Raw genomic sequence first — 23,820 nt, 5'->3', positions numbered from 1 at the left:
GCGGTCGATGGAGGACCTGGTCATCCGGGACGCGGACGTCGTCGACGGCGGCGGTGAGCCGTCGTACCGCGCGGATGTCGTCGTCGACGGCGGCAGGATCGTGTCGATCGTCAAGGAGGCCGCCGCGGCGGGCTGCCAGCGGCCGCGCGCGACGCGCGAGCTGGACGCCGAGGGCCTGGTCCTCTCCCCCGGCTTCATCGACATGCACGCGCACAGCGACCTCGCCCTGCTGCGCGACCCCGACCACAGCGCGAAGGCCGCGCAGGGCGTGACCCTGGAGGTCCTCGGCCAGGACGGGCTGTCGTACGCGCCGGTCGACGACCGCGCCCTGGAGGAGGTGCGCCGGGCGATCACCGGCTGGAACGGCTACGGCGACGACATCGACTTCGACTGGCGGTCCGTCGGCGGGTACCTGGACCGGCTGGACCGGGGCATCGCCGTCAACGCCGCCTATCTGATCCCGCAGGGCACGGTCCGCGCGCTCGTCGTCGGCTGGGAGGACCGGGCGGCCACGGCCCAGGAGCTGGACCGGATGCGGCAGTTGGTCGCCGAGGGCCTCGAACAGGGCGCGGTCGGCCTGTCGTCGGGGCTGACGTACACCCCGGGCATGTACGCCCCGAACGCCGAACTGACCGCGCTGTGCCGAGTGGTGGCCTCCTACGGCGGCTACTACTGCCCGCACCACCGCTCCTACGGCGCCGGGGCGCTCGCGGCGTACGCGGAGATGGTCGAGCTGACCCGCGCGGCGGACTGCGCCCTGCATCTGGCCCACGCCACCCTGAACTTCGGCGTGAACGAGGGCCGGGCCCCGGAGCTGCTGGCCCTGCTGGACGAGGCGCTGGACGCGGGGGCCGACATCAGCCTCGACACCTACCCGTACACCCCCGGCAGCACCACCCTCGCGGCGCTGCTGCCGAGCTGGGCGGGCGAGGGAGGCCCCGAGGCCCTGCTGCGCCGTCTCGCGGACGAGGAGACGGCCGAGCGGGTCCGGCACGACCTGGAGGTCACCGGCGCGGACGGCTGCCACGGGGTGCCGGTGGAGTGGGAGACGATCGAGATCTCCGGGGTCGCCGATCCCGCGCTCGCCGAGTACGTCGGCCGTACGGTCCGCGAGTCGGCGGACGCACGCGGCGAGACCCCCTGGACGACCGCGCGGCGGCTGCTGCTGCGCGACCGGCTCGGGACGGCGGTCCTCCAGCACGTCGGCCACGAGGAGAACGTGCGTGCCGTCATGCGCCACCGGGTGCACACCGGCGGCTCCGACGGCATCCTCCAGGGCGCCAAGCCGCACCCGAGGGCGTACGGCACCTTCCCGCGCTACCTCGGTCACTATGTGCGCGAGCTGGGCGTGCTCTCGCTGGAGGAGTGCGTCGCCCGGCTCACCTCGCGTCCCGCGGCCCGGCTGCGCCTGCCGGACCGCGGGCTGGTGCGCGAGGGGTACCGCGCCGACCTGGTGCTGTTCGACCCGGCGACGGTCGCGGCCGGGGCCACCTACGACCGGCCCCGCACCCTGCCGACGGGTATCCCGTACGTCCTGGTCGACGGCCGGTTCGTGATCGACGACGGCCGGCGCACGGACGTGCTGGCGGGCCGGTCGGTACGCAGAACCGTGACGTGACCCTCGGCCCCGGCCACCGGCTACGGCTTGGGCAGGGTGCAGCCGCTCAGGCTCAGGTTCAGCTTGTTGCCGGTGGTGAAGCAGCCCGGGATGTTGTAGGTCTCCTGGGCGTAGTTGATGCCCTGGCGGACGGTGACGTTGCCGCTCGCGTCGACCTCGCAGGGGTTGTTGTCGGTGCAGCGCCCGCCGTCCTCGTTGCCCGTGTTGTTGACGGCGACGACCTTGCCGGTGGCGTTGTCGACGACCGGGGAGCCCGACGTGCCGCCGATGGTCTGGCAGGCGGAGGTGTAGCGGACCGAGTCCTTCCAGGTCCAGTTGCCCTCCTTGAGCCGGTAGGCGAACCCGTCGATGTTGCAGGCGTAGGTCCGCTTCCAGTAGCCGGAGACGACGGTGATGGCGGTGCCGGCGACCGGGTGCGTGTCCTGCATCGTCAGCGCGTTGATCCCGTAGCTGCTCCTGATCTGCGCGTACGTGGTCGTCAGCTGGTAGAGCGCGACGTCCGTGTCGGTCATCGTCGAGTACACGATCCTGTTGGCGCGCAGGGTGCCGACCCGGGTGGCCGAGGCGTTGAGCAGACCGAAGCTGCGGCTGGACGCCTGGTTGACGATCACCTGGCCGGGCGCGGGGAAGCCGGTCTCCAGACAGTGGCCGTTGGTCATCACCAGGGCCGGGTCGCTGTCCACGGACGCCGGGAGACGCACGACCGAGCCGGAGCAGTTGCTGAGCGAGACGGTGCCGGCGAAGTTCACGGCCTTGACCGTGGGGGCCGCGACGTCCGTGCCGGCCCCGGGGGCCGCGAGCGCGGGGGCCGCGCCCGTCCCGGTGATCACCAGGGCGGCGAGCGCGGCAAGGAGAGGCTTGTTCATGTGGGGGTCCCCTCTTCATGCGTGAGCGACCGGAGATCTTCCGGCCGCCCGTGCTTGTCATGTGCATTGTTAATGCAGTGACAGGAGGGGACAAGGAGGCGTATCCGGCCCGGGTGGCCGGTTAGAGACGGTGGCGCGCACCCCGTCGGCGCCCCTGGGGTCATGGGGACCCGTGGGGCCGGACGTCCGGGATCGCTGGATCCGCGGGTCCGGACCTCCGGGATCACCCGGACCCGTGGGGCCGGCCCCTGCGATCACCGGGACCCGCGAGGCCGGGCCTTCGGGATCACTGGGAGCCGCGGGGCCTGCCGAGGCCGCGGCCCGGCTTGTCGTCCCCGTCGCTGCTCCCGTCCTGCGCGGAGTCCCCGGTGGGCGTGGGCTGCACGGCCGGGGTGGTGGGCGACGTGGCCGTCGTGCGCGGCGACGCGGTGGTCGCCGTGGGGGTGGGTGTCGGGGAGGCGGAGGGGGCCCTGCCGGGCGTCGCGGAGGCGGACGGGCCGCCCTGGCCGGTCCCGGAGGGCGTCGCCTCGGGCCCGGCCGAGTCCTCCGCCGTCGCTCCCGTACGGTCCTTGGGACCCCCCGACTCGTCCTCCGAGAGGCCGCTGAAGGACAGGCCGGCGACGATCGCGGCCAGGGAGACGACACCGAGGGCACCGGCGGCGCCCAGCACACGGCGGTCGCGGCGCCTGGTGGCGGCCCGGCGGGACCGGCGGTGCCCGCCGGGCGGCGGGGCGGACGCGGGGTCGGCCGGGCCGGCCGGTCCGTCGCCGTAACCGGGGTACGCGGCCGGGTCGGCCACCAGGGGCAGCGGCGCCGTCTCGTCGTAGGCGTTCTGCCAGCCGTGGGCGGCCGCCGGGTCGGCGTACCCGTCGTAGGCGGGAACGCTCCCGGTGCCCTGCGGGTGGTAGACGTTCGGCGGCACGTCGGGGGCCTGGTGCGTGGCATGCACGTCGTACCCGCCGGTAGCGCTGCTCGCGGCGTTCATCGCGGACATCCCGTTGTCGGGCTGACGGTGCTCGGACATGGCCGCGCATTGTAGAGACTGACGGGTAGGTTGGCCCAGCCATCGGAGAAAACCTGACATAGTGCCGTCTCACGTGGCGGGAAACACGGCGCCTGCGGCATTACCGGGCCGTAAGCTCCGAGGCATGCAGGTGATCCAGTCGACCAAGCTCGCCAACGTCTGTTACGAGATCCGCGGCCCGGTGCTCGAGGAGGCCATGCGGCTTGAGGCCGCGGGTCACCGCATCCTCAAGCTGAACACCGGCAACCCGGCCGCCTTCGGCTTCGAGTGCCCGCCGGAGATCCTGGAGGACATCCTCCGCAACGTCTCCTCCGCCCACGGCTACGGCGACGCCAAGGGCCTGCTGGCCGCGCGCCGGGCCGTCGTGATGCACAACCAGACCCTGGGCATCGAGACCGATGTCGAACACGTCTTCATCGGCAACGGCGTCTCCGAGCTGATCGTCATGGCGATGCAGGCGCTGCTGGACGACGGCGACGAGGTGCTCGTCCCGGCGCCCGACTACCCGCTGTGGACGGCCGCCGTGTCCCTGTCGGGCGGTACGGCGGTGCACTACCGCTGCGACGAGCAGGCCGACTGGATGCCGGACCTGGCGGACATCGAGCGGAAGATCACCGACCGCACCAAGGCGATGGTGATCATCAATCCGAACAACCCGACGGGCGCGGTGTACGACCGGGCCATGATCGAGGCACTGACGGACATCGCCCGCCGCCACAATCTGCTGGTCTGCTCGGACGAGATCTACGACAAGATCCTCTACGACGGCGCCACCCACACCCCGACGGCCTCGGTCGCCCCGGACCTGCTGACGCTGACCTTCAACGGCATGTCGAAGGCGTACCGGGTGGCCGGCTACCGGGTGGGCTGGATGTCCGTCTCGGGTCCGCGCACGCACGCCGAGTCCTATATCGAGGGCTTGACGATCCTGGCGAACATGCGGCTGTGCGCGAACATGCCGGGACAGCACGGGGTGGTCGCCGCGCTGAGCGGCCGGCAGTCGATCAACGACCTGGTGCTGCCCGGCGGGCGGCTGAAGGAACAGATGGACGTCGCGCACTCGATGCTCACCCAGATCCCGGGCGTGAGCTGCGTGAAGCCCAAGGGCGCGCTGTATCTGTTCCCTCGCCTCGATCCACAGGTGTTCAAGATCAAGGACGACCGGCAGATGGTCCTGGACCTGCTGCGCCGGGAGAAGATCATGGTCGTCCAGGGCACGGGCTTCAACTGGCCCGAGCCCGACCACTTCCGGGTGGTGACCCTGCCGACGTCGAGGGACCTCACGGACGCGATAAGCCGGATCGGGAACTTCCTGGACGGCTACAGCCAGCCGTGACGCCGAAGCCGGCCGCTTCAAACCCGAAGCGGCCGGTTTTTTCGTTCAGTTTCTCTGATCGGTCAACTTTAGACTCGATCCAAGCTAGGATGGCTTCTGTAGATACAGGAGGCCATCCATGTACGAACCGATCCGCACGAAGTCGGTCCACAGCACGATGGCCGGCACGTCCTCGGACTTCCCCCACCGCTCTCGCGAGGAGGAGCTGGACATCCAGCTCGCGGGGCATCTCGGCGCGCTGCTCGCCGTCACCGACGAACTGCGCGCCCTGACCCCGTCCGCCGAGCTGGACAGCGCGGCGGCACGTCTCGCCGAGCAGGTGGCACGACTGCGGGGCGGCGCCGTGCCGGTTCGCGCGGTCCCGAGCGCCACGGGCGATTCCGCCGCTCTTCATCAGCGTGCGCATGCCCTTGCGGGGCGGGCGCTGGTGGTTGCCGCGTCCCGTGCGGACACGGCGGCGGCGATTCTTTCGGCGCAGCGGATGGACGCACATTCCGAGGCCCTTCAGCCGGCCCTTCCCTGAGCCCTTCCGGGCTCCCCCCTACGGCCCCGGTCCGCGTGCGATCGCAGCGACGCGCGGACCGGGTGCCATGGCACTGCGTCGGCTTTGGCGGGGTGTCGTGGTGGTGGGGGCTGTTGTGGGCGGGCTTCTGTTTGTGGGTGGCTGGTCGCGCAGTTCCCCGCGCCCCTTTTTTCTGGGGGGTGTAGCGCCGTTTCTCTGGGGGCTTCTGGGGGTTGGGGCTTTGCGCAGTTCCCCGCGCCCCTTCTGGGGGCTGCCGCGCTGCTTCTCGGGGGCTTCTCGGGGTTGAGTTTGCGCGGAGTTCCCCGCGCCCCTTTCCGGGGGCGGTGATGGAGGCTGGGGGTCCGGTTTCATACCGGGAAGGGGGTGACACCTGGCGTTCATCTCGGACGCACGGGAAGTTGGGGTTCCGCGAGCAGTCTCCGCGGTGTGAGACGACTTATGGGAATCGTTCTTGCGGCTCTGCTGGTCGGCGGTGTGGTGGTGGCCGTCGTCATCGGGCAGGGCGGTGAGGACCGGAGTACGGCAACGAAGACCGTACGCGCGGTGATCGGGTCGGAGAAGGCGGAGTTCTTCGCCGACCCTCAGGTGGTGAAGGCCCTGGCCGCCGAGGGCTACACCGTGAAGGCCGAGACCTCAGGGTCCTGGGCCATGGAGGGACTGGAACTCGACGGGTACGACCTCGCGTTCCCGTCCAGCAAGGCGCCCGCCGACGAGCTGGCCGGGAAGTACAAGGTGCGGCAGCCGCTGCCGAGGCCCTTCTACTCGCCCCTGGTCGTCGTCGCGCACCGCAGCGCCGCCGAGGTGCTGGCCGGCAACGGGATGGCCACGCTGGAGCAGGGCGCCGGCCGGGGCGTGCTCAGGATGGAGCCCTATCTCGCCGCCGCCCGCGCGGACCGGACCTGGCAGGAGCTGAAGGGGGCCGACAAGTACGGGGAGCTGAGCGGCACGCTGTATGTCGCCAGCACCGACCCGGAGACCTCCAGCTCCGGCGCCCTGTACCTCGCCGCCGCCTCCTACGTGGCCAACGGAGGCCGGGTCGTCGCCGACGGCAAGGGACTCGACGCCACCGCCCCCCTGATGCGCAAGCTCGTCAGTGTGCAGGGCGCCCAGCAGTCCAGCTCGGACGCGGCGTTCCGGGACTTCGTCAGCGGGGTCGGCAACCCGCTGGTCCTGGTCTACGAGTCGCAGGTGGCCTCGCTGCTGAACGAGCAGCAGGACCCGGGCGACCTGACCGTCCTGTACCCGGACACCACCGCCAACAGCGACCACACCGTCGTACCGCTGACCGAGAACGGCCGGGCGGTCGGTGAACTGCTCAGCAACGACAAGGAGTTGCGGCGACTCGCGGTGAAGTACGGGTTCCGGCCGCAGGGGGCGGCCGCCGAGTTCACCGCGGCCACCAAGGCCCACTCCGCCCACCTCAACCAGACGCTGACCGGCGTCCGGCAGGCGCCCGTGCCCACCTCCGCGGTGCTGCACGAGATGGCGCGCCGGGCCCGGAACTAGGGGGAACTCCGCATGACAGAGAACGAATTCACCCTCACTCCGCCCGAGCCCGTCGTGGCCGTGCCCAAGGACAGGGCCGGCGGGCTGGTGCCCGTCGAGGACTCGGTGCGCGACGACATGGCGCGCAAGGCCGCCGACTACGTCCTCGGACTGGCCGTGCTCGACGCCCGCTCCCCGGAGTTCGCCGGGAAGGTCGGGGAGATCACCGGCCTCGGCGCCGGGGAGATGCGCACCGCGGCCGCACAGTCCAACCGCATGCTGGAGCGCACCGTGCGCTCCCTGCCCGACAAGGGCGGCGACGCCTCGGCGAAGGTCGCCGGATCGCTGGTCGAGCTGCGCCGTGTCGTCGAGGACCTCGACCCGCGCGACCTGCCCGCGGCCAAGGGGCGCAAGTTCCTCTCGCGGCTGCCCGGCGGCAACAAGCTGCGCGACCACGTCGCCAAGTACGCCTCCGCCCAGGGCACCCTCAACAAGATCGTCGGCTCGCTGCGCGGCGGCCAGGACGAACTGCGCCGCGACAACGCCGCGTTGCAGACCGAGCGGGTCCGGCTGTGGGAGACCATGGGCAAGCTCCAGGAGTACGTCGTCCTCACCGACGCCCTGGACACCGCCGTCGAGCAGCACATCGCCGGGGTCGGCGACCTCGAGGCGGCCGACTCGCTACGCGCCGACGTGCTGTTCCCCGTGCGGCAGAAGCACCAGGACCTGCTGACCCAGCTCGCGGTGTGCGCGCAGGGCTACCTCGCCATGGACGTCGTACGGCGCAACAACGAGGAGCTGATCAAGGGCGTCGACCGGGCCGCCACGACGACCGTGTCGGCGCTGCGCATCTCCGTGATGCTGGCCTCCGCGCTCGACAACCAGAAGAAGGTCGTCGAGCAGGTCAACGCCCTGCGCGGCACCACCGAGGACCTGATCCGGGGCAACGCCGAGATGCTCGCCACGCAGAGCGGGGAGATCCAGCGCATCGCCGCCGACCCGGCCGTCGGCGCGGAGACCCTGCGCACCGCGTTCCAGCAGATCTACCGCACCCTCGACGCCATCGACAGCTACAAGGTCCAGGCCACCGAGGTGATGGCGACGACCGTGGAGAACCTCACCGCGGAGCTCCAGAGCGCGGGCAACTACCTGGCGCGCAGCCGCTCGCAGTCCGCGCTGGAAGGCGGCCCCGCATGAGACGCGTGCTCGCCGCGGCGCTCGCCTGCACCGCCCTGCTCACCGGCTGCGGGACGACGGACGAGCCCGACCGCCCCGCCGCCACCTACGAGGCCGGCACCCTGCGCGTCCTCGCCTCCAGCGAACTCGCCGACATGACGCCCGTGCTGGACAAGGTCCGCGAGCAGACCGGCATCACGGTGCGGCCCACCTACATGGGCACACTGGACGCCGTCGACCTGCTGGCGCGGGGCCGGGCCAGGGGCACGTACGACGCGCTGTGGCTGTCCTCGAACGACTATCTGCGGCTGCGCCCCGAGGCGGCGAAGGAGATCGTCTCCGAGACCCCGGTGATGTCCAGCCCGGTGGCCGTCGGCGTGCGCACGGCCACCATGAGGGCGCTGGGCTGGAAGCCCGGTGACGTGACCTGGGCGCAGGTCGAGAGGGCCGTCGCCGACGGCGGGCTCACCTACGGCATGACGGACCCTGCACGTTCCAACTCCGGCTTCTCGACGCTGATCTCGGTGGCCTCCGCGCTGTCCGGGGCGCAGTCCGCGCTGACGGACGCCGATGTCACGAAGGCCACGCCCCGGCTGAAGGAGTTCTTCGAGGGGCAGAAGCTGACCTCGGGCTCCTCGGGCTGGCTGGCCACCGCCTACCAGCGGCGCGGTGACGTGGACGCGCTGCTCAACTACGAGTCCGTGCTCACCGGTATGCCGGACCTGACGGTGATCCGCCCGCGCGACGGGGTCGTCACCGCCGACTACCCGCTGTCCTCCCTGGCCTCGTCGAACGCCACGGCCCGCGAGGACGTGCGCCGGCTGTCCGAGGCGCTGCGCTCCCCGGAGATCCAGCGCGAGATCACCACCCGCACGCACCGCCGCCCGGTCGTGCCCTCGGTGGACCCGGCGCCCGGCCTGGACACCGAGCGGCGCCGCGAACTGCCCTTCCCGGGCAGCCGGTCGGTCGCCGACGGGCTGCTCGACTCCTACGAGAACGAGCTGCGCCGGCCCTCGCGCACGGTGTACGTGCTGGACACCTCCGGCTCGATGGAGGGCGACCGGATCGAACGGCTGAAGACGGCGCTGGCCGGGCTGACCGGCGACTTCCGGGAGCGCGAGGAGGTCACGCTGATGCCGTTCGGCTCGGACGTGAAGAGCGTGCGCACCCATGTGGTCGATCCCGCGGACCCGGACAAGGGCCTGAAGGCGATCCGGAAGGACACCGACGCGCTCACCGCCGAGGGCGACACCGCGATCTTCACCTCGCTCCAGGAGGCGTACGAGCACCTGGGCGGCAGCCGGGACACGTTCACGTCCATCGTGCTGATGACGGACGGCGAGAACACCACGGGCGCGAGCGCGGGGGCGTTCGACGCCTTCTACGCCGGGCTCGACCCTGCGCGGCGGGCCACTCCCGTCTTCCCCATCCTCTTCGGCGACTCCGACCGCGGGGAGCTGGAGCACATCGCCGAGCTGACCGGCGGCCGTCTCTTCGACGCCCGGCAGGGCTCGCTGGACGGCGCCTTCGAGGAGATCCGTGGCTATCAGTGAGTACCTCGGGTCCCGGAAGAACATCACCGGGAGCGTGTGCGGGCTGGCCGGTCTCGCGCTCACCTTCACCGGGCTCGCGGGCACCTACTGGCCGTTGGTGGTCCTCGGGCTGTACGGCGCGGGCGCGCTGATCGCCCCGCCGGAGCGGCCCGCACTGCCGGACTTCCCCGACCCCTCGGCCCAGCTGGACGAGCTGCGGGAGGACTTCGGCAGGCTGCGCGACTACCTCGCGGACGTGGAGCTGCCGCCGGCCGCCGCCGGGGGCCTGGCCGAGCTGACGGAGCTGCTGGCCGCGCTGCTGGAGCCCGGCTGGGTGGCCGAGGCCCTGGCCGGTGACCCGGAGGGCGTGCACGCGCTGTCCCGGGTGGTGCGCCAGGACGTCCCGGAGGCCGTCGACACCTTCGTACGGACCCGGTGGTGGTCGCGGATGACGCCCGGTCAGGAGCCGCCCGAGCGGCATCTGGAGCGTCAGCTGGGGCTGCTGCGCCGGGAGGCGGAGACCCTGGCGGCCGGCCTGCGGGAGATCGAGGCCCGCCGGCAGGAGACCCACACCCGGTACCTGGAGGACCGGGGCGGGTCCGCGGAGATCTAGGCCCTGCCTGGCTCGGGCGGGGCCGTCGGCGGCGGTCACCGGGGACGGGGCCCGCCGCCGGGAAGTGGGCGCGCACGCAGCACGGCCCCGCACGCCATTGTGCGGGGCCACGGTTCGTGACAATGTGCCGCCTCCCGCGGCCGGCCGTGACGATCACTGGTCAGGGCTCCCATCGAGCCGGCCGCGGGGGATCTTGGGGGGCTTACGCCCCGGTTACCGGGTTGTCAGCCCAGGCGCTCGACCAGAGCGCGGTACTGGTCCCACAGCTCCTTCGGGGTGTGGTCGCCGAAGGTGTTGAGGTGGTCGGGCACCAGCGCGGCCTCCTCGCGCCACACGTCCTTGTCGACGGTGAGCAGGAAGTCCAGGTCGGAGTCGGACAGTTCGAGACCGTCGGTGTCCAGCGCCGCCTTGGTCGGCAGCACGCCGATCGGGGTCTCGACACCCTCGGCCTTGCCGTCCAGGCGCTCCACGATCCACTTCAGGACGCGGGAGTTCTCGCCGAAGCCGGGCCAGACGAACTTGCCCTCGTCGTTCTTGCGGAACCAGTTGACGTAGTAGATCTTCGGCAGCTTGGACTGGTCCTTGTCCTTGGCCACGTCGACCCAGTGCCCCATGTAGTCGCCCATGTTGTAGCCGCAGAACGGCAGCATGGCGAAGGGGTCGCGGCGCAGCTCGCCGACCTTGCCCTCGGCGGCGGCGGTCTTCTCGGAGGCCACGTTGGCGCCGAGGAAGACGCCGTGGTCCCAGTCGAAGGACTCGGTCACCAGCGGGACGGCGGTGGCGCGGCGGCCGCCGAAGAGGATCGCGGAGATCGGCACGCCCTTGGGGTCCTCCCACTCGGGCGCGATGATCGGGCACTGCGAAGCGGGCACCGTGAAGCGGGCGTTGGGGTGCGCGGCGGGCACCTCGGACGCGGGCGTCCAGTCGTTGCCCTTCCAGTCCGTCAGGTGGGCCGGGGTCTCCTCCGTCATGCCCTCCCACCAGATGTCGCCGTCGTCGGTGAGCGCGACGTTGGTGAAGACGGAGTTGCCCCACAGGGTCTTCATCGCGTTGGCGTTGGTGTGCTCACCGGTGCCGGGCGCGACGCCGAAGAAGCCGGCCTCGGGGTTGATGGCGTACAGACGGCCGTCCTCGCCGAAGCGCATCCAGGCGATGTCGTCGCCGATCGTCTCGACCGTCCAGCCGGAGATCGTGGGCTCCAGCATGGCGAGGTTGGTCTTGCCGCAGGCGGACGGGAAGGCCGCGGCGACGTACTTGGACTCGCCGGTCGGCGGGGTCAGCTTCAGGATGAGCATGTGCTCGGCCAGCCAGCCCTCGTCACGGGCCATGACGGAGGCGATACGCAGGGCGTAGCACTTCTTGCCGAGCAGCGCGTTACCGCCGTAGCCGGAGCCGTAGGACCAGATCTCGCGGCTCTCCGGGAAGTGGGAGATGTACTTCGTCTGGTTGCACGGCCACGGCACGTCCTGCTCGCCCGCCTCCAGCGGGGCGCCGAGGGTGTGGACGGCCTTGACGAAGAAGCCCTGGTCACCGAGCTCGTCGAGGACGGGCTGTCCCATGCGGGTCATGGTGCGCATGGAGACGGCGACATAGGCGGAGTCGGTGATCTCGACGCCGATCGCGGACAGCGGCGAGCCGAGCGGGCCCATGCAGAAGGGCACCACGTACATGGTGCGGCCCTTCATGGAGCCGCGGAACAGGCCCTTGTCACCGGCGAAGATCTCCCGCATCTCGGCGGGGGCCTTCCAGTGGTTGGTGGGGCCCGCGTCCTCCTCCTTCTCGGAGCAGATGTAGGTCCGGTCCTCGACCCGCGCCACGTCGGTGGGGTCGGAGGCGGCGTAGTAGGAGTTCGGGCGCTTGACCGGGTCGAGCTTCTGGAAGGTGCCCTTGGCGACCAGCTCCTCGCAGAGCCGCTCGTACTCGGCCTCGGATCCGTCGCACCAGACCACGTTGTCCGGCTGGGTGAGTTCGGCGATCTCGTTGACCCAGGTGACCAGTTCCTGGTGGTTGGTGGGAACGACGGAGGGAGCCGCGATGTCTCGCGCCACGATTGCTCCTAAGAGAGGGTTTTTGTCCTTTTCTGCCCCGTGGGGGCCGCGACCCGGATGCTTCGTAGGCGCTCATCCGGTGCCGACTGCACTCATTTGATCATCCGACGTTACTGCGCATCTGTCCAGAGGGCCTCACAGGTGAGCGGAGTGAGGATCGCCACGTGTAACGACGCTTCTTTGCGTCCACATGGCGTTCAGCGGAAAGTCCTTTGCCTTGACAGGGGGCGGACGCCCGACAAGGGAACGTGAGAAGATGGCCACTCGCGGCCTGTCATCTCGCCTCGCTGATCCGCAACTTACGGTTCCGTAGGTACGATGCGGCCCATGACTGCGTCCGCCACCGACGCGCCGCTGGACTCGCCGGACGCCGGCAGCGGTCCCCAGGCGTCCTCACATCCGCATCCGGTCAAGCCCAAGCTCCGGGGCTGGCTGCACCTCGGCATGTTCCCGGCCGTACTGATCGCGGGCCTGGTGCTCACCGCGCTGGCGGACTCCCCGCGCGGCCGCATGGCCTGTGGCATCTACGTACTCACCGCCTGTCTGCTGTTCGGCGTGAGCGCGCTGTACCACCGGGGCAACTGGGGCCCGCGCATGGACGGTGTCCTGCGCAGGCTCGACCACGCGAACATCTTCCTGATCATCGCGGGTACCTACACCCCGCTGACCCTGCTGCTCCTGCCCGACGGCAAGGGGCGGTGGCTGCTGTGGGGCATCTGGGCCGCCGCGGCCGCCGGGATCGTCTTCCGGGTGTTCTGGGTCGGCGCCCCGCGCTGGCTCTACACCCCCTGCTACATCGCCATGGGCTGGGCCGCGGTCTTCTTCCTGCCCGACTTCATGCGCGCGGGCGGGATCGCGGTGCTGGTCCTGGTCATCGTGGGCGGTCTGCTCTACAGCGCGGGCGGCGTGATCTACGGCATCAAGCGGCCGAACCCGTCGCCCCGCTGGTTCGGCTTCCACGAGGTCTTCCACTCGTTCACCCTGGCCGCGTTCGTCGTCCACTACGTCGGCATCTCCCTGGTCGCCTACCAACACGCCTGACGCCACCCGCGGCCCGTTCCCTAGCTGATCGCGCAGTTCCCCGCGCCCCTGAACACGTCCCCCGCCGCCCCGTCCGTGACCTGTCGCGCAGTTCCCCGCACCCCTGAACACGTCGCCCGCCAGCCCGTCCGTGGCTCGTCGCGCAGTTCCCCGCGCCCCTCAAAACGGGGCCGCCGCCCGTCGGCAAGGCTCTTGGCGCAGAGCTTTTGGGGGCGCGAGGAACGGCGCAAATCTTTAGGGGCGCGGGGAACTGCGCAAAGCCTTTAGGGGCGCGGGGAACTGCGCGACCAGCCACAACGCACCCGCACCCGACAACGCGACCCAGCCACGCACCTCCTCAGGGGCGCGAGGAACCGCGCAAAGCCTTTAGGGGCGCTGGGAGCTGCGCGACCAGCCACAACGCACCCGCACCCGCACCCGACGACACGACACGGCGAAGCCACGCAGCACCGTGGAGCCCGGGGAAACCCGGGGGACGGGGCCGGGGCCACGTGCCATCCTGGCCCCGTGAGCGCACCCGAGATCCACGTCCAAGTAAGCCCCGACCTCGCCCTGTTCGTCCCGCACGCCCGCCGAGGCCCGGCCACCCCCCTCGCCGTGGACGGCATCTCCACCCTCGGCCACGTCGTGGAGTCCCTCGGCGTACCCCTGACCGAGGTCGGCGCCCTGCTCGTGGACGGACACGAGGTGCCCGTCTCGCACATACCCGCGCACGGCGAGTCCGTCGAGGTCCGCCCGGTCCCCCGCCCCCAGCAGGTCCCCGGCGCCCCCCTGCGCTTCCTGCTCGACGTCCACCTCGGCACCCTCGCCCGCCGCCTGCGGCTGCTCGGCGTGGACACCGCCTACGAGTCCACCGACATCGGCGACCCGGCACTCGCCGCCCGCTCCGCCGCCGAGCGCCGGGTCATGCTCAGCCGCGACCGCGGTCTGCTGCGGCGCCGCGAGCTGTGGGCCGGCGCGTACATCTACAGCACCCGCCCCGAGGACCAGCTCGACGACGTCCTCGACCGCTTCGCCCCCGAGCTGCGCCCCTGGACCCGCTGCACCGCCTGCAACGGCGTACTGCGCCAGGCCACCAAGGAAGAGGTCGCCGACCAGCTCGAACACGGCACCCGGGCGACGTACGACGTCTTCGCGCAATGCGGCGCCTGCGGGCGCGCCTACTGGAAGGGCGCCCACCACGATCAGCTGGAGGCGATCGTGGAGGGCGCCCTGAGGACGCGCGCGGAACGGGGGATCAGCGGCGTCTGACCAGGTCTCCCCTGCCACAGGCGATGCCGTCCCCGTCGCGGTCCAGGCGGTGCCGGTCACGGCCGTGGACCGCGAGCGCGGTGCCGTAGCCGTTCTTCTTCAGCCAGGCGCACCGATCGCCGCGCGGCACCGCGGGGAACTTCCACGGCACGCACTGGCTGATGGTGCCGTAGGAGTGGTCGCAGCCGTCGTAGCCCTTGGGCATCGTGACGCCCTGGTGCCCCGAGTGTCCGCCGCCCGAGGCCGTGGCACCGTGGTCGTGTCCGCCGGTGGCACCGGAGGCGGCCCGGTCCGCGCCGCCCGACGCCAGGCTCTTCTCCAGATCCGTGGCGTACGCCTGCACCCGCGCCTCGGCGACCTGGCCGGTGGCACCGACGCGCACCCACCTGGACACCGAGGGCACACCGTTCGCGTCGACCACGCTCAGCATGTAGTACCCGGGCGGTGCGATGTTCGGGTTGCTGGTCAGGCTGAGGTCGACGGTGTTGCCGTCGACGGTCATCGGCAGGTCGACATAGCGCTGGTTGGGGTCGGAGGAGTGGGTGACCGCGGCCGGGCGGATCAGCGAGGCCTTGACCACCGGCTTGTCGACCGTGACGCGCTGTGTGCTGCCGTACGCCCAGGCCGTGTGCTCCAGCGAGGTGATCTGCGGCCGGGCGCCCTTGAACAGGTACGGCGGCTTGTAGATCGACACGCGCTGGTCGAAGGAGCCGTCGCCCGGGTTGTCGCCGATGCTCATGACGCGGCCGTCGGGCAGCAGCACGGACGAGGAGTGGTAGGTCCGCGGCACCGGGTCGGTGGCCAGGCCCGGCTGGAAGGCGTTGGTCGCCGGGTCGTACATCGAGGCCTCGAAGACGGGGTCCTCGCGGTAGGTGTGCAGGGCGCCGCCGGTCTCCAGGACCTTGCCGTCCGGGAGGATGACCGCGGAGACGTACACCTTGCCCTGGTCGCCGGTCTGCGGCTGCCCGTCGCGGTAGCGGCCCTGCGGCAGGTTCGGTCCGGGCACGTAGGCCGGGGAGTCGGCCTTCATGTCGATGACGTCGACGAGCCGGTGCGCGTCGGGCGAGACGGTGTGGTTGCCGCCGCCGATGGTGATGACCTTCTGGTCCTGGGCGGGCGGCAGCAGCACCGACATCGACTGGTCGCGCTCGTCCTTGCGGCGCAGGCCCGGGATCTCGCTGATGCTGTTCGCGGCGTAGTCGTACACCGAGGCGCCCGTGCCGGACAGGCCCGGGCCGAAGACATGGCTGCCGGTGTAGAAGAGGCGGCCGTCCTGGAGCAGGATCATCGACGGGTACAGGCCCCAGAAGGCCCAGGCCTGCTTGGCCTCGCCCATCGGCAGCCACTTGTTCTGGGCGTAGGAGAAGTGCTCGTTGACGACCGTGCCGGAGGAGTCCTCGCCGAGGCCGCCGAGCGAGATGACGTCGCCGTTGCCCATCGCGGTGGCCGACGGGTACCAGTGCCCGGACAGCATGTCGTTGGTCTTCACATAGCTGTTGGTCGCCGGGTCGAAGACGTAGCTGGTCCTCAGGCCCTTGTAGCCGACGCTGCCGTCGGGGGCGGCGTAGTCCTTGTTGCCGCCCATCACCAGCACGCGCCCGTCGGGGAGCTGGACGTGCCCGGCGCAGAAGAAGTCCGAGGGCGTCGGGATGTCCGTGTAGGTGCCGGCGACCGGGTCGAACAGCGTGGTCCTGAACGTGCCGGCCCGGAACATGTCGAGGTCGTTGCCGGAGCCGGCGATCAGCAGCACCTTGCCGTTGTGCAGCAGCACGGAGTGGATGGCGCGCACGGGTGACTGGAGCGTCTGGACGGTCCACTCGCCCTTGCACTCGGGGCCGCTGCCGCCGGCCTCGCAGGGGTCGGGCCCGGTGGGGACGGTGGCGTCCGTCATCGCGTAGTCGTCGGTGGTGAGCCGTCCGACGCCGTAGAGGGCGCCGCCCCAGGTGACCTGATCGGTGTTCGGCGGGATGACCGGGGTGCGGACCTCGGTGCGGCTCCAGTCCGCGGACTGCTCCAGGGTCTTGAGGTCGGTCCAGTAGACCCAGCCGAGTTCGGTGTCGTGGCGGAAGATGGTGAAGGCCACGTTGGGGGTCGTGGACTTGTACCAGAACGACAGGTCGTACTGGTGGCCGGAAGTGACCTGCGGGGCGCAGGAGTTCTCCAGCATCATCGTCTTGCGGTCGCCGTCGCCGCGCCGGGTCAGCTCGATCCGGACGGCCTTGCCGCCGGTGTGGGCGTCGTCGGTGACGGTGAAGCTGAAGTCGTTGTCTCCCCAGCCGGACTTCTCGAAGCACTGCGGGAACTGGGACTGGGAGTCGAGTATCTCCAGGCCGGGGTTCTCGACCAGGTTGGTGGCGGCGGTGGCGGGTCGGGCGCCGAGCGGGCCGAGGCCGAGCGCGGCGGCGAAGAGGATGAGGGATGTGGTCAGCACACGGCCGGTTCTGCCGCGTGCTGGTCTTCGGGCTCGAAGGTGCATGGTCGTCCCCCCTTGTTCACGAACCCCTTGCTGGTGAGGGACCCCCGGCGGCTTCCGGGCGCCTGGGGGTCCCCTTGTGTCCACGGGTGCCGGGTGGCCCGGGGCGGGCCGCCCGGTTCACCCGTCGTCGCGGATGCGCAGGACGTCGATCCGGCCGCCGCCCTCGCCGAAGGTGGCGACCGGGGTGGCGTGCGCGAACAGGTCCCGCAGCGTGGGCAGATGCTGTCGTTCGCCGCGCAGGGCGGGCGTGGACACGACGTAGTCGATGTCCCTCCAGCCGTGCGGCAGCGTCCTGGTGACGGCCGGGTCCTGGTCCAGCTTGTAGTGCCAGATGACGCCCGTGCCGGGCCGGTAGCCGGCGTCGACCGCGTCCAGCCAGAGCACGCCGTCGGTGACGACGCGTACCTTCGCGCGATCGCCGACCTCGGTCTCGTGCAGCCAGCGCGCGGCCTGGCGGTAGACGCCGTTGTCGTCGTCGGACATGGCCGCGCGGTCCCGCTCGTACCAGTGCGGGGCGACGAGCGCGGCACCGGCGGCCAGCGCGGCGACGGCCGCGGCGGGACGGAGCCAGGCCCGCGGCGCGGGCAGCCGGGTGACGGCGGCCTGGACGAGCCCGGCGACGGTGAGCGCCAGGAAGGGCAGGGCCTGCACGATGTACATCTGCGGCAGATAGCCGCCGGGCCGCAACGCCACCAGCGCGAGCACCAGTACGGCGAGCGCGGCGGGCCGCAACCGCCGTACCGCCAGGGCGACGAGGGCCGCCGCCGCGCCGCCGGCCAGCAGATACGGGTCGCGCTCCAGCCAGTCGGTGAACAGCCGGTGGGCGTCGGTGCCGTCCTGGAACGCCGAGCCGCTGCCCTCGCGGCCGCCGAGCTGGAACTTCAGCGTGCCGAGCAGTGAGACATGTCCGGCGCCGGGCAGCAGCTCGCCCTTGAGCAGGGCGTACAGCGGATAGAACAGGGCGGTCAGCACGAAGCCGGAGCCGAAGCCGGCCAGGGAGAACTTGCGCGTGCTGGCGTGGCTGCCCTGCCAGACGGCGACCACCAGCACGGGCAGCAGCACCGCGATGGTCTCCTTGGAGAGCACCGCCAGCGCGAAGGCGATGCCGGCGGCCGCGTGGTGCCACAGATGGCGGCGCGGCGAGAGCGCGAGGGCGAAGGCGACGAGGACCCACAGCACGGCGAAGTTGTCCAGGTAGATCTGCCGGTGCAGGACGACCGCGAGCGGGGAGAGCGCGTACAGCAGCATGGCCGCCGCGGCGGTGGGCCGGGCGAGACCGAGGCGCCGTCCGATCACGTACACCAGGACCATCGCCGCCGCGGCCACCGGCAGCATCGCGATGCGGCCCTGGACGTAGGCGGGCAGCTCGGGCAGCAGCCAGTCGGGCGCCCAGGACAGGCCGGCCAGCTGGACCCAGCCCAGCGGCGGGTGGTCGTACCAGTAGGTGTAGTGCGCGAGTCCGCCTCGCCGGACGGCCCACGCCTGGGCGAGATACGTGCCCTCGTCGTCGTTGGGAAAGGGGAAATTGCCTATTCCGACAGCCCTTACCAAAAGGCCGGCCGCGAGAACGGGCGCAACCCAGAAATAACCGGGCCGAAACATACTTCGGCGCCCGGACCGGGAAACGGAAGGAGCGCGTTCGGAAGTTTCGACCCCGTTTCTGACACGCACATCGGTGTATGACACACCTGTCCCCATGCGGAATCCCCCCACCCACTTAGCCGCCCCGACTCGCGAGGGCTTCCCCCTTGAAACCCCCCGGAATCAGGCAGGACGCTGCATCATGGCACAGCTTCCGGCAGAACAAGAGGGGAATTGCGGATTCCGGTCGAGGCGAAGATCATCACGTCAAGGCCACATTGCGACAGAAATGCCGAGCTGCTATTTTCGGACCGACTTTACACAGGGCGAAGATCACGATCACGCTCAGGAAGCCACGTCCGCCGGGGGGCCGATACGGACGTCGAACGTTCCGCGCGATCGATTCGTACCACCGGTTCACAGCAAGGATGACCAGAAAGACCGAGGGGGGAATTCGTGGTCTCCGTTGTGCTCTTCATAGATTCCGTCGTGCTCATGGCCGCCGCGGGAGCGACGCTGTGGTGGATGCTGCACGCCTGGCGCACGCCCGAGACGCTGGAGTCGACGGCCTTCGCGGCGCCCGACGGCCGCGCCGAACTCTCCTTCTCGCTGCTGGTGCCGGCCCGCCACGAGGAGGCGGTGCTGCGGCACACGGTCGAGCAGATGCTCCGCATCGACCACCCCTCCTACGAGATCATCCTGATCGTCGGCCACGACGACCCGGGCACCTCCGCCATCGCCCACGAACTCGCCGCCGAGCACCCCGGCACGGTGCGCACGGTCGTCGACACCCACGAGAAGAAGAACAAGCCCCGCGCCCTCAACACCGCCCTGCCCCACGCCCGCGGCCAGGTCGTCGGGGTCTTCGACGCCGAGGACGTGGTGCACCCCGAACTGCTCAGCCACGTCGACTTCGCCTTCCGCCACGAGAACGCCGACGTCGTCCAGGGCGGCGTCCAGCTGATCAACTACGAGAGCAGCTGGTACAGCCTGCGCAACTGCCTGGAGTACTTCTTCTGGTTCCGCAGCCGGCTGCATCTGCACGCCCGCAAGGGGTTCATCCCGCTCGGCGGCAATACGGTGTTCGTCCGGTCCGCACTGCTGCGCGAGACCGGCGGCTGGGACGGCGACTGCCTCGCCGAGGACTGCGACCTGGGCGTACGGCTGTCCTCCGGCGGCGCCAAGGTCGTCGTCGCCTACCACTCCGCGCTGGTCACCCGCGAGGAGACGCCCGGCTCCATCAAGGCGCTCTACAAACAGCGCACCCGCTGGAACCAGGGCTTCCTCCAGGTGCTGCGCAAGGGCGAGTGGCGCCGGCTGCCCGGCGTGGGCCAGCGGCTGCTCGCCCGCTACACCCTCAGCACCCCGTTCGTGCAGGCCGCGACCGGCGTGATGATCCCGCTCGGCATCCTCTTCGCCGTCATCGGCGGGGTGCCGCTGCCGTTCTCGCTGGTCGCCTGGCTGCCCATGCTGCCGATGGCCGCGATGATCGTCTTCGAGGCCGTCGCCCTGCACGACTTCGGCCGCGAGTACGGCTTCCGGATCGGCTTCGGCCACTACGCCAAGCTGATCCTCGGCGGCCCCGTCTACGCCGTCATCCTCGCCGCCGCCGCCCTGCGCGCGGTCTGGCGCGAGTACACCGGCCGCCGCGACTGGGAGCTCACCTCCCACGTCGGCGCCCACCTCGCCCAGGCCGCGCCCCAGCCCCAGGAGGCCCGGTGACGGCGCCGCCCGCCGATGTGTCCGTCGTCGTCCCCACCTTCAACGAATCCGGCAACATCCGCGAACTGCTCACCCGCGTCGCCGCCGCGATCCCGCCCGGCACCCGCGCCGAGGTCGTCTTCGCCGACGACTCCACGGACGACACCTGCCGGGCCGTCGAGGAGGCGGCCGCCGACTGCCCCGTGCCCGTGGTCCTGCATCACCGCGCCGTCCCCGAGGGCGGCCTGGGCGGCGCGGTCGTCGAGGGCATCGGGCGTGCCCGCGGCGACTGGATCGTCGTCATCGACGCCGACCTCCAGCACCCGCCCGAGCTGATCCCCGCCCTCGTCGCCCGCGGCGAGGCGAGCGGCGCCGAACTCGTCGTCGCCAGCCGGTACGCGGCCGGCGGTGACCGCTCAGGCCTCGACGGCGGCTACCGCAGACTCGTCTCCAGCGGCTCCACCCTGGTCGCCAAGTCCCTCTTCCCGCGGGCTCTCGGCGGGCTGACCGACCCGATGAGCGGCTTCTTCGCGATCCGCCGCGAGGCCGTCGAACGGGCCTCGGCCGGCACCGGCCCGCAGGAGGGCCTCCAGCCGCTCGGCTACAAGATCCTCCTCGAACTCGCCGTACGCTGCCGGCCGCGCGGCATCGCCGAAGTGCCCTACGCGTTCGGCGAGCGGTACGCCGGGGAGTCCAAGTCGACCGCCCGCGAGGGGCTGCGCTTCCTGCGCCATCTCGTCACCCTGCGCACCGCCGACCCCCGCGCCCGCGCGGTCGTCTTCGGCCTGATCGGCCTGTCCGGCTTCGTCCCCAACCTGCTGCTGCTCTGGCTGCTCACCCGCTGGGGGCTGGCCTACACCCCGGCCGAGATCGTCGCCAACCAGGCCGGGCTGCTGTGGAACTTCGCGCTGATCGACTCCTTCGTCTACCGCAACCAGCGGCGCCACCACCGCCGCGCCGTACGGCTGCTGACCTTCGCGGCGGTGGGCAACGCCGACCTCGTCGCCCGCATCCCGCTCGGCGCGCTGCTGATGAGCTCGGCGGGCATGGCCGCGGTACCGGCGACCGCGCTGGCGATGGCCCTCGTGTTCATCGCGCGGTTCCTGGTCGTGGACCGGCTGCTCTACCGGCGCCTGAGCGGGCGCCGGGCGGAACCCACGAGGGTCTCCCTGCCGGAGCCCGTGGCGGACCCCGTGCCGGATCCGCTGGGCTGACCGGCCACCGCACGAGCCGGGCCCGAGACGCGACGGCGCGCCTCGGGCCCGGCTTCCGCCGTTCGGGCGCGGATCAGGGTGTGAGCCTCGCCCGCAGCGCCGCCTCGTCCGTCACGGGCAGCTCGCACACGAAGTTCCGGCAGACGTACGCCGTCGGCGCACCGCCCACCAGGACGCGGTCGGCCAGCAGCGGGAACTCGTCACTGCCGACCGTGCCGTACGCCACCACGGCACCCGGCGCGGTGGCCAGCAGCGCGGTGCGGTGCAGCGCCCGCGCGGCCGGGTCGTCGGCCGAGGACCCGACCACGGCGACCTCGCGCGGCCCGTCCAGCAGCGCCTCGGCCACGGCCAGCCCCCAGCCGATGAACCGCGGCACCCGCGGGCCGAGCGCCTTGACCACGCCCAGCGCCCGCTCGGCGGCGGCCCGGTGGGGCTCGGCACCGGTGTGCGCCGCGTAGCTCAGCAGGGCGCCCGCGGCCGCCGTCCAGCCGGAGGGAGCGGCGTTGTCGGTAGGGTCCTGCGGCCGGCGGATCAGCCGCTCGGCGTCGGCGGCCGTGTCGTACAGCGCACCCGACTCCTCGTCCACGAACCGGGCCAGCACATGGTCGAGCAGCAGCCCGGCGAACTCCAGCCAGACGCCCTCGCCGGTCACCGAGGCCAGCGCGAGGAAGCCCTCGGCGACATCGGCGTAGTCCTCCAGCACACCGGCGTTCGCGCCGGCCCGGCCGTCCTTGCTGGTCCGGGCGAGCCTGCCGAAGTCGTCCAGATGGACCCGGACGAGCAGGTCCGCGGCGGCGACCGCGGCCTCGACCAGGTCCGGCCGGCCGAAGGCGGCCCCGGTCTCGGCGAGCGCGGCGACGGCCAGTCCGTTCCAGGCGGCGACGACCTTGTCGTCCCGGCCGGGAGCGGGCCGCCCGGCACGGGCGGCGAGCAGCCGCGCCCTGACCGAGGCGATCCGCTCGGCGTCGAACACCTGCTCCTGCTGAGGGAGTTGCAGCACCGAGGAGCCCTCCTCGAAGGTGCCCTCCTCGGTCACACCGAAGTACCGGGCGGCGAGGTCCGCGTCGTCCCCCAGCACCTCGGCGAGCTGCGCGGGCGTCCACACGTAGTAGGCGCCCTCCACATGCCTGCCGCTGCCGTCGTCGCTGTCGGCGTCCAGCGCGGAGGCGAACCCGCCCTCGGGAGTACGCAGTTCACGCACCAGGAAGTCGGCGGTCTCCAGCGCCACCCGCCGCGCGAGCTCCGACCCGTCCGCCCGCCAGAGATGGGTGTAGACGCGGCAGAGCAGCGCATTGTCGTAGAGCATCTTCTCGAAGTGCGGAACGACCCACTCCCGGTCCACCGAGTAGCGGGCGAACCCGCCGCCGAGCTGGTCGTAGAGGCCGCCCCGGGCCATCCGCTCACAGGTGTCCCGCGCCATCTGGAGGGCGCCCTCGGCACCGGTGCGGGCGTGGTGGCGCAGCAGGAACTCGATCACCATGGACGGAGGGAACTTTGGCGCCCCGCCGAAGCCGCCCCGCTGCGCGTCGTACTCCCGGGTCAGTCCGAGCAGCGCCTGCGCCAGCTCCTGCTCGCCCGGCGCCTCGGTGCCGCCGAAGTCCAGCTCCCGCCCGGCCAGGTCCCGCACGATCTTCCCGGCGACCTCGGCGACCTCCTCCCGCCGCTCCGTCCAGGCCTGGTGGACCCCCTCCAGCACCTGGTGGAAGGACGGCATGCCGTGGCGCGGGGCGGGCGGGAAGTACGTCCCGAAGTAGAACGGCTCCCCCTCCGGTGTGAGGAACACCGTCATCGGCCAGCCGCCCTGCCCGGTCGCCGCCTGCACCGCCTCCATGTACACGGCGTCGACGTCGGGGCGCTCCTCGCGGTCGACCTTGACGCTCACGAAGTGCTCGTTGAGGTAGTCGGCGGTGGCCTGGTCCTCGAAGGACTCGTGGGCCATGACATGGCACCAGTGGCAGCTGGAGTACCCGACGCTGAGCAGCACCGGCCGGCCGCTGCTCCGTGCCTCCTCGAACGCCTCGTCCGACCAGGGCCACCAGTCGACCGGGTTGTCGGCGTGCTGGAGGAGGTAGGGGGACGTCTCTTGGGCCAGTCGGTTCGGCATGGGTCCATCCTGCCCCAGGGCCCCCACCCTGAACGTCAGGCCGCCGGCACCTGGTCGCCTCGAGGCCGGCGCCCCGGAGCACGATCCCGACGCCCCACCGGGCCCGGGGCGGGCGGACACGGCCGTCGGCGCGGCGTTGTCCCCGCCCGGTTGTGCGCCCGGCGTGCAGGTCTCCGGACGCCCCCTCGCCCCCGGAGGGCCCGCCGCAGCACACTGATCCCGACAGTGTTG

17 protein-coding genes are annotated in these 23,820 nt (G+C 71.5%); 11 read left to right on the top strand and 6 right to left on the bottom strand.

The window, feature by feature from the left end; genetic code table 11:
• The first annotated feature begins 7 nt into the window (after positions 1-7).
• Positions 8-1,618: an N-acyl-D-amino-acid deacylase family protein gene (locus ACZ6SQ_RS10175; protein WP_469558884.1), complete on the top strand. Its 1,611-nt coding sequence runs from the start codon at positions 8-10 to the stop codon at positions 1,616-1,618.
• Positions 1,619-1,638: 20 nt separating this feature from the next.
• On the opposite strand, the gene ACZ6SQ_RS10170 is transcribed toward ACZ6SQ_RS10175, so the two are convergent.
• Complete coding sequence (locus ACZ6SQ_RS10170) at positions 1,639-2,484, bottom strand: S1 family peptidase (protein WP_469558881.1); 846 nt, start codon at positions 2,482-2,484, stop codon at positions 1,639-1,641.
• Positions 2,485-2,770: 286 nt separating this feature from the next.
• The gene (locus ACZ6SQ_RS10165) at positions 2,771-3,508 is read right to left on the bottom strand and encodes a hypothetical protein (protein ID WP_469558878.1); all 738 of its coding nucleotides are present in this window, start codon (positions 3,506-3,508) and stop codon (positions 2,771-2,773) included.
• 124 nt (positions 3,509-3,632) lie between these two features.
• On the opposite strand from ACZ6SQ_RS10165, the gene ACZ6SQ_RS10160 reads away from it, so the two are divergent.
• From ACZ6SQ_RS10160 to ACZ6SQ_RS10135, 6 genes are all read left to right on the top strand, one after another.
• A complete protein-coding gene (locus ACZ6SQ_RS10160; RefSeq protein ID WP_386380689.1) occupies positions 3,633-4,844 on the top strand; it encodes a pyridoxal phosphate-dependent aminotransferase in 1,212 nt (403 codons plus the stop codon).
• Between the two features lie 118 nt (positions 4,845-4,962).
• Positions 4,963-5,367 (top strand): SCO4983 family protein, encoded by a 405-nt coding sequence (locus ACZ6SQ_RS10155; protein WP_469558875.1) that lies wholly within the window; start codon positions 4,963-4,965, stop codon positions 5,365-5,367.
• A 438-nt stretch (positions 5,368-5,805) separates the two neighbouring features.
• Positions 5,806-6,873 carry a substrate-binding domain-containing protein gene (locus ACZ6SQ_RS10150; protein WP_469558873.1) on the top strand — a complete coding sequence of 356 codons (1,068 nt, stop codon included), beginning with the start codon at positions 5,806-5,808 and terminating at the stop codon, positions 6,871-6,873.
• Between the two features lie 12 nt (positions 6,874-6,885).
• Positions 6,886-8,049: a toxic anion resistance protein gene (locus ACZ6SQ_RS10145; RefSeq protein WP_469558871.1), complete on the top strand. Its 1,164-nt coding sequence runs from the start codon at positions 6,886-6,888 to the stop codon at positions 8,047-8,049.
• Positions 8,046-9,581 carry a substrate-binding and vWA domain-containing protein gene (locus ACZ6SQ_RS10140; RefSeq protein ID WP_469558866.1) on the top strand — a complete coding sequence of 512 codons (1,536 nt, stop codon included), beginning with the start codon at positions 8,046-8,048 and terminating at the stop codon, positions 9,579-9,581. The genes ACZ6SQ_RS10145 and ACZ6SQ_RS10140 overlap by 4 nt, the downstream gene beginning before the upstream one ends.
• Positions 9,568-10,173, top strand: coding sequence for a hypothetical protein (locus ACZ6SQ_RS10135; protein ID WP_469558863.1), 606 nt, complete (start codon positions 9,568-9,570; stop codon positions 10,171-10,173). The genes ACZ6SQ_RS10140 and ACZ6SQ_RS10135 overlap by 14 nt, the downstream gene beginning before the upstream one ends.
• 224 nt (positions 10,174-10,397) lie before the next feature.
• Here the strand turns inward: ACZ6SQ_RS10135 and ACZ6SQ_RS10130 are convergent, their stop codons facing one another.
• Positions 10,398-12,221, bottom strand: coding sequence for a phosphoenolpyruvate carboxykinase (GTP) (locus tag ACZ6SQ_RS10130; protein WP_469558860.1), 1,824 nt, complete (start codon positions 12,219-12,221; stop codon positions 10,398-10,400).
• Between the two features lie 327 nt (positions 12,222-12,548).
• On the opposite strand from ACZ6SQ_RS10130, the gene trhA reads away from it, so the two are divergent.
• Positions 12,549-13,262 (top strand): PAQR family membrane homeostasis protein TrhA, encoded by a 714-nt coding sequence (gene trhA, locus ACZ6SQ_RS10125; protein ID WP_469558857.1) that lies wholly within the window; start codon positions 12,549-12,551, stop codon positions 13,260-13,262.
• 507 nt (positions 13,263-13,769) lie between these two features.
• Positions 13,770-14,513, top strand: a complete 744-nt coding sequence (locus tag ACZ6SQ_RS10120; protein ID WP_469558855.1) for a Mut7-C RNAse domain-containing protein — start codon at positions 13,770-13,772, stop codon at positions 14,511-14,513.
• Here the strand turns inward: ACZ6SQ_RS10120 and ACZ6SQ_RS10115 are convergent.
• Positions 14,500-16,989, bottom strand: coding sequence for a galactose oxidase-like domain-containing protein (locus tag ACZ6SQ_RS10115; protein ID WP_469558852.1), 2,490 nt, complete (start codon positions 16,987-16,989; stop codon positions 14,500-14,502). The two genes, ACZ6SQ_RS10120 and ACZ6SQ_RS10115, sit on opposite strands and share 14 nt — an antisense overlap.
• 117 nt (positions 16,990-17,106) lie before the next feature.
• A complete protein-coding gene (locus ACZ6SQ_RS10110; RefSeq protein WP_469558849.1) occupies positions 17,107-18,540 on the bottom strand; it encodes a phospholipid carrier-dependent glycosyltransferase in 1,434 nt (477 codons plus the stop codon).
• Between the two features lie 525 nt (positions 18,541-19,065).
• Between ACZ6SQ_RS10110 and ACZ6SQ_RS10105 the strand changes: the two genes are divergently transcribed.
• A complete protein-coding gene (locus ACZ6SQ_RS10105; RefSeq protein WP_469559573.1) occupies positions 19,066-20,292 on the top strand; it encodes a glycosyltransferase family 2 protein in 1,227 nt (408 codons plus the stop codon).
• The gene (locus ACZ6SQ_RS10100) at positions 20,289-21,485 is read left to right on the top strand and encodes a glycosyltransferase (protein WP_469558847.1); all 1,197 of its coding nucleotides are present in this window, start codon (positions 20,289-20,291) and stop codon (positions 21,483-21,485) included. The genes ACZ6SQ_RS10105 and ACZ6SQ_RS10100 overlap by 4 nt, the downstream gene beginning before the upstream one ends.
• Positions 21,486-21,558: 73 nt before the next feature.
• Here ACZ6SQ_RS10100 and ACZ6SQ_RS10095 read toward each other — a convergent pair whose 3' ends face one another.
• Complete coding sequence (locus ACZ6SQ_RS10095) at positions 21,559-23,589, bottom strand: thioredoxin domain-containing protein (RefSeq protein WP_469558844.1); 2,031 nt, start codon at positions 23,587-23,589, stop codon at positions 21,559-21,561.
• Positions 23,590-23,820: the final 231 nt, after the last annotated feature.

Source organism: Streptomyces sp. NPDC048600 (genome assembly GCF_055587025.1).
The sequence above is the reverse complement of the archived record's forward strand: the minus strand, read 5'-3'. Positions and strand labels throughout refer to the sequence as shown.